This window comes from Thiohalophilus sp. (genome assembly GCF_031581315.1).
Lineage (GTDB): Bacteria > Pseudomonadota > Gammaproteobacteria > UBA6429 > Thiohalophilaceae > Thiohalophilus.
In genome coordinates this window covers 1-5812 of the sequence record NZ_JAVLAZ010000052.1, presented here as the reverse complement: position 1 = coordinate 5812, position 5812 = coordinate 1, and the positions used below count along the sequence as shown (strand labels likewise).

Annotated in this window: 5 protein-coding genes; all 5 read right to left on the bottom strand. The window is 59.4% G+C overall.

The window, feature by feature from the left end; all coding sequences use genetic code 11:
* The coding region (locus tag RI563_RS08785) for a ChaB family protein (RefSeq protein ID WP_310694013.1) at nucleotides 1–166 on the bottom strand (166 nt) is incomplete at its 3' end.
* Nucleotides 167–350: 184 nt separating this feature from the next.
* A complete protein-coding gene (locus RI563_RS08780) occupies nucleotides 351–749 on the bottom strand; it encodes an acyl-CoA thioesterase (RefSeq protein ID WP_310693999.1) in 399 nt (132 codons plus the stop codon).
* A complete protein-coding gene (locus tag RI563_RS08775; protein WP_310693998.1) occupies nucleotides 750–2549 on the bottom strand; it encodes a long-chain fatty acid--CoA ligase in 1800 nt (599 codons plus the stop codon). It lies immediately after the preceding gene.
* Between the two features lie 16 nt (nucleotides 2550–2565).
* Nucleotides 2566–4599, bottom strand: a complete 2034-nt coding sequence (locus tag RI563_RS08770) for a 3-hydroxyacyl-CoA dehydrogenase NAD-binding domain-containing protein (RefSeq protein ID WP_310693997.1) — start codon at nucleotides 4597–4599, stop codon at nucleotides 2566–2568.
* A 21-nt stretch (nucleotides 4600–4620) separates the two neighbouring features.
* On the bottom strand, nucleotides 4621–5812 hold a 1192-nt coding region (locus RI563_RS08765), incomplete at its 5' end, for an acetyl-CoA C-acetyltransferase (protein ID WP_310693996.1).

Here is a 5812-nt window from a genome sequence, read left to right as displayed (position 1 = left end):
TCTTGACCGCGCTCCAGGCCACCTTGTGCGCCGTGGCCTCACGGTCCTCCCGATCCGCATATTCCTTCCAGGCGTGGTTGAACGCTTCTTTGTAGATCTGCTGGGCCTCGGTGGGCAGATGATCTTTGACGGAATCCGGCAGTTCGGTGATGCGGTTGTAAGGCATAGTAATAAGTTCCGAGTTCTGAGTACTTAGTCTGAATGCCGGATACCGCGTTGCTATATCCGGCCTACATCTGAGTGCTGAGTTCCGAGTGCTGAGTGCTGAGCCTGAATGCCGGATACCGCTTCGCTATATCCGGCCTACATCAAATACTCAGCACTAAGAACTAAGTACTAAGAACTCAGAACTATCCAACTGGTCGGGGTTTACCCTGTTCGTCGATGGCGACGTAGGTGATTTCGGCTTCGGCGACGCGGTCGCATTCGTCGGTGCCGCGGCTGCGTTCGGCGAAGCCTTCGATCATGACCCGGATGGAGGTGTTGCCGACGTGGATCACCCGCGAATAGAGGCTGACCAGGTCACCGACGTAGACCGGGTTGATGAAACGGAATTCGTTAACGGCGATGGTGACAATGCGGCCCCGGGCCCGGCGATAGGCGGCGATGCTGCCGGCGATATCCACCTGGGACATGAGCCAGCCGCCGAAGATATCCCCGGAGGCGTTGGTGTCGGCCGGCATGGCCATAACCCGGATCTGGGGTTCTTCGCCCTGGGGCAGTTTGTCGGAATGCAGGCTGTTGCTCATTCAGTGGCCCTTGTAGAAGCGGTCGATGTCTTCCCGGAACTTGTCGATCAATTCATTGCGCTTGAGCTTGAGGGTGGGCGTAATCAGGCCCTCCTCGATGGTCCAGGGCGCCAGGGTTGCCTTCATGCAATAAATGTTCATATAGCCGGGAAAACCGTGCAGCTGATAATTGATCTTCTCCAGCAGTAACTTGATGATCGTCTCGTTCTCCAGGCTGGCGCTGTCGTCGGGATCGAGATTGTGATCGCGGGCAATTTGTTGCCAGCCGTCGGGGTTGAGCACGGTAATACAGCTTAAAAAGGGTTTGCCTTCGCCGATGACCATGGCCTGGTCGAAGAGGGAATCGTTGGCAATGGCCATTTCGATATCCGCCGGCGGCACTTTCTCGCCGTTGGCCATGACGATGATGTCCTTGATGCGCCCGGTAATATAGACAAAGCCGTTGTCGATACGGGCCACATCGCCGGTGTGCAGCCAGCCCTGCTCATCAATGATCTCACGGGTGGCTTCCTCGTTGTTCCAGTAGCCTTTCATGATACCGGGACTGCGCACCAGCAGCTCATCATTGTCGCCCAGCTTGACTTCCACGTCATCGAGCACGGTACCGACACTGGCCGGATCGTTATTGTCACGGTGGTTGACGGTCGCCACCGGGCTCAGTTCGGTCATGCCATAGCCCTGCAACAGTGGCAGGCCCAGACCGATGAAGGTTCTGGCAACCTCGGTCGGTAGCGGAGCGCCGCCGCAAACGGCGATGCGCAGGCGTCCGCCGAGTTTTTGCATGATCTTTTTGGCCACCAGAGCTTTGAACAGAGGCCACAGCAGTTGTCGTGGACGCCAGTGATCGCGGCCCTGCTGGTGTTCGAACATTTGCCAGCCGGTGGCCACGGCACCGAGGAACAGTTTGCGGGCCAGGGGCGGTTTGGCTTCCAGCTGTGCCTTGATTTTGTTGTTCACCCGCTCGTAGATCCTTGGCACCGAGATCAAAATGGTCGGCTGAATGGTCAGTAGATCTTCGGCCAGTAGTTCGATGGAACGGGCATAGGCCACGGTCGAGCCGGCGACCATGGGCAGATAATAGCCCGCGGTGCGCTCGAACATGTGAGATAACGGCAGGAAGGACAGATAAATATCATCGTTATAAAAGCGCTCGCACTTTGCGCTGGCACAGGCATTCCAGAGAATATTCTCGTGACTCAGCATCACCCCCTTGGGTTTGCCGGTGGTGCCCGAGGTGTAGACAATCGAAGCCAGATCCCGGGGTTTGATCTCGGGCGGGACAGGATTGTCTGGTTTGTCGGGGATCCATTGGCTGACGGAAGTCAGGCGATCTTCTGATTGATTGCCCGGCTCCTTCACGCTGATAAAACGCTGGACCGTGGCAAGACGGTCCATCACGCCCTGGAGTATTTGCCAGTGTTCCTCGCCTTCGAACAGCAGGCATTTAACATCGGCATTGTCGATGATATAGGCGATGTTGTCGGGACGGTCGTTGGTGTACAGCGGCACGACCACCAGGCCCAGCCCCAGGGCGGCCTGTTCGAATTTGACCCATTCGGGGCAGTTGCGCAGGATTAGTCCCACCCGCGCGCCGGTTTCCAGGTTCTCCCGGGCGAGGGCCGCCTGCCAGCGGACAACTTCATCGGCCATCTGTTGCCAGCTGATATCCTCCCATTGCCCGCTGTTTGTGTTGTAGTGACGATAGGCAATGCGCTGCGGACTGCGACGTACCCGTTCCTGAAACAGGCCGTGCAGATTGCCGGCCTCTTCCTGGTTGATCAGGTCGCTTATTTGACTCATGTGATGTTCCTGCTAATCAATGCAATTGAGTCCAGCCGCTATCCGGCGTGAAACGTGGCCCGTAGCGTTGCTGTAACTGGCTGAGCATTTTCTCCACCTGCTCGTAACCGCGGAAATCCGCATAGCGCAGCGGGCCACCCCGGAACGGGGCGAAGCCGGTGCCGAAAATCACGCCTGCATCGGCCAGGTCGGCATCGTCGATCACGTGATCGCGCAGACAGGCGACGGCTTCATTGATCAGGCGCAGAATCATGCGATCCTGAATGTCGGCCGGGGGCGTATAGCTTTTATCGGGCCGCGGTTTGACCGGCTTGCCTTTTTTGAAGGTATAAAAGCCCTGGCCGCTTTTCTTGCCCAGGTTGCCCTTGTCGACCAGCTTGCGCAATTTTTCCGGCACGGTGATGTCCATTGATTCGGAAAGGATCTCCGCGACCTTGAGACAGATATCCAGTCCGACCGTGTCGGCCAGTTCAATCGGGCCCATCGGCATACCGAACTTGACCGCTTCATCGTCGATGACTTTCAGCGGGATCCCTTCATCGGCGAGCGTGACCGCTTCGATCAGATAGGGCATCAGCACGCGGTTGACCAGAAAACCGGGTTTGCTGGCCACGGGCAGGGGTAATTTGCGAATCGCTTTGGTAAAGCTGCTGGCCTGATTCACGCTCTCTTCGCTGGTTTGCTGGCCATGGACGATTTCCACCAGCGGCATTTTCGCCACGGGATTGAAAAAGTGCAGCCCGATCAAGCGTTCGGGTTTGTTCAACGCTGTGGCCAGTTTTTCCAGCGGGATGCTGGAGGTGTTGGTGGCAATCAGGGCGTGGTCCGGCAGTTTGGGTTCGATGTCGCGCAACAGATCCTGTTTGACCTTGACGTCTTCGAAGATCGCTTCGATGACAATGTCCGCGCGTTTTAAGCCATGGCCATGGGGATCGGGGATCAGTCGATCCATGGCGCCGTTGATGGCAATGCGGGCCTTCAGTTTGCTTTTGTAGAGTTTGTGTGCGGCCTTGATCACCCGGCCGATGGCCTCGGTCTTTTGATCCTGAAGCGTGACCTGAAAGCCCTGCATGGCGCACCAGGCGGCAATGTCGCCGCCCATGACACCGGCGCCGATGACATGCACCTGTTTGGGTTCATAATCGATCTGACGGCCAAGGGATTTCATCTGTTCCTGTAACTGGAACACCCGGATCAGATTGCGCGCGGTCTTGCCGACGACCAGCCGGGCAACGGACAACGCCTCTTCCTTGAGCATCTGCTGGCGATCGTCGAAATGGTTCTGCCACAGATCGAGCAGGGCATAGGGCGCCGGATAGTGAGCGCGCGGGGCTTTTTTGGCGACTTTTTTGGCCATGTATTTGGCCAGCCAGGGACGCAGCCATTTATGGTTCAGCCACCGCATCCAGAACGGCAGTGTCTGTTTGGCCGGGGGATGCAATACCGTCTGGGTCGCCGCGTTGAGCAGGTGGCGTTGGGGCAGCGCGTGCTGGATCAATTGCATCCGTTTGGCGGCGCGTGCCGAGAGAGTGCGGCCGGTCAGCATCAGATCCATGGCATTCAGGGGGCCGATGGTTTCGATGCTGCGCACGGTCCCGCCGAAGCCGGGATGAATCCCGAGTTTGACTTCCGGCAGGCCGATACGGGTGGCTGGATCCTCATCGGCGATGCGATAGCGACAGGCCAGCGCCAGTTCCAGCCCGCCGCCCAGACAAAAGCCGTGGATCAGCGCCACCGTCGGGCAGGGCAGGTTCTCCAGCTTGTGGAAGATGGTGTGGCCTCGCTCGATGGCCGCCTGGGCTTCGCCCTGATCGTTGAATTCGGTGAACTCGTTGACATCGGCGCCGGCGATAAAGCCGTTGGCCTTGTCGGACAGAATCACCACGCCGCGCGGCGGTTTGCTCAGCAGCTCGCCGACAATGGTGTCCAGTTCATTCAGGACGCCGACCGACAGGGTATTGGTGCTGCTCTGTGCCTTGTCCAGATGCAACCAGGCAATGTGATGATCATCGTGGACGACGTTCCAGTTCTTGTAATTTGTTGCAGCCATGTTTTATCAATCCTGTTTGCGTTACGCGGTTTCCACCAGCATGGCACCACCCTGGCCTCCGCCGATGCAGAGGCTGGCCATGCCGCGTTTGGCATTGTTTTGTTTCAGGACCTGCAGCAGGTGCAGCACAATCCGCGCGCCGCTGGTGCCGACCGGGTGGCCGAGGCTGATGCCACCGCCATCGACGTTGAGCCGCGCCTGATCAATGCTGCCCATTGCACCGCGCAGCCCCAGCTCGTTCTTGCAGTAGTCACTGTCTTCCCAGGCCCGCAGGCAGGCCAGCACCTGGGCGGCAAAAGCTTCGTTGATTTCCCAGTAGTCGATATCCCCGGGTTTGAGCTTGTTACGCTGCATCAGCGGTGTCATGGCGTGCACCGGCCCGAGCCCCATCTGCGCCGCATCCAGCCCGGCCCAGTTGGCATCGACAATCCGCCCCAGCACCGGCAGATCGTGTTGTTTGACCGCCTTTTCGCTGGCCAGCAGCAACATGGCGGAACCGTCGGTGACCTGGGCGCTGTTACCGGCGGTGACATTCCCGAACGGCTTGTCGAACACTGGCTTCAGTTTGCCCAGCTGTTCCACCGTGCTGTCACCGCGAATGCCATCGTCATGCTCGTAAACCTTGCCGCTGGGATCGTAAATCGGCTCGATCTCATCCAGCCGGCCTTCCTGCTGGGCGGCGGCCAGGCGATGATGACTGCGCACGGCAAACTCATCCATCTCCTGACGGCTGACACCAAAGCGCCAGGCCAGATTTTCGGCGGTCTGGCCCATGGAAAGGCCGACCACCGGATCGGTCAGGCCGCGCAGCAGACCGATAACCGGCTTGAGATGGTGCAGGCGCAGCCGGCCGAGGGTCTTGAGCCGCTGGCCGACCGTTTTGGCGCTCATCCAGGCCCCCAGCCAGGCAACCATCTGTTCGTTCCACAGCACCGGCGCATGGCTCATGGCCTCGACGCCCCCGGCCAGGACCAGATCGGCGCGGCCGATGGCGATATCCTTGGCGGCACTGTCCAGCGCCTGCATGCCCGAGGCGCAATTGCGTTGCACGGTCCAGGCCGGGACATGGTTGCCCAGCCCCAGGCGTAACGCCGCCACTCGGGCGATATTCGCCTCGTCGGGGCCGGGCATCACGCAACCGGCGATCACCTCGTCGATCAGGCCGGGATCAAAGCCCTGGCGCAGGAGCAGGGGACGGGTGCAGCCGAGCAAC

What these genes read in the sequence shown, in the direction of transcription:
- RI563_RS08775 (WP_310693998.1), bottom strand. Translation starts at nt 2,549, where the DNA reads ATGAGTCAAATAAGCGACCTGATCAACCAGGAAGAGGCCGGCAATCTG.
- RI563_RS08780 (WP_310693999.1), bottom strand. Translation starts at nt 749, where the DNA reads ATGAGCAACAGCCTGCATTCCGACAAACTGCCCCAGGGCGAAGAACCC.
- RI563_RS08770 (WP_310693997.1), bottom strand. Translation starts at nt 4,599, where the DNA reads ATGGCTGCAACAAATTACAAGAACTGGAACGTCGTCCACGATGATCAT.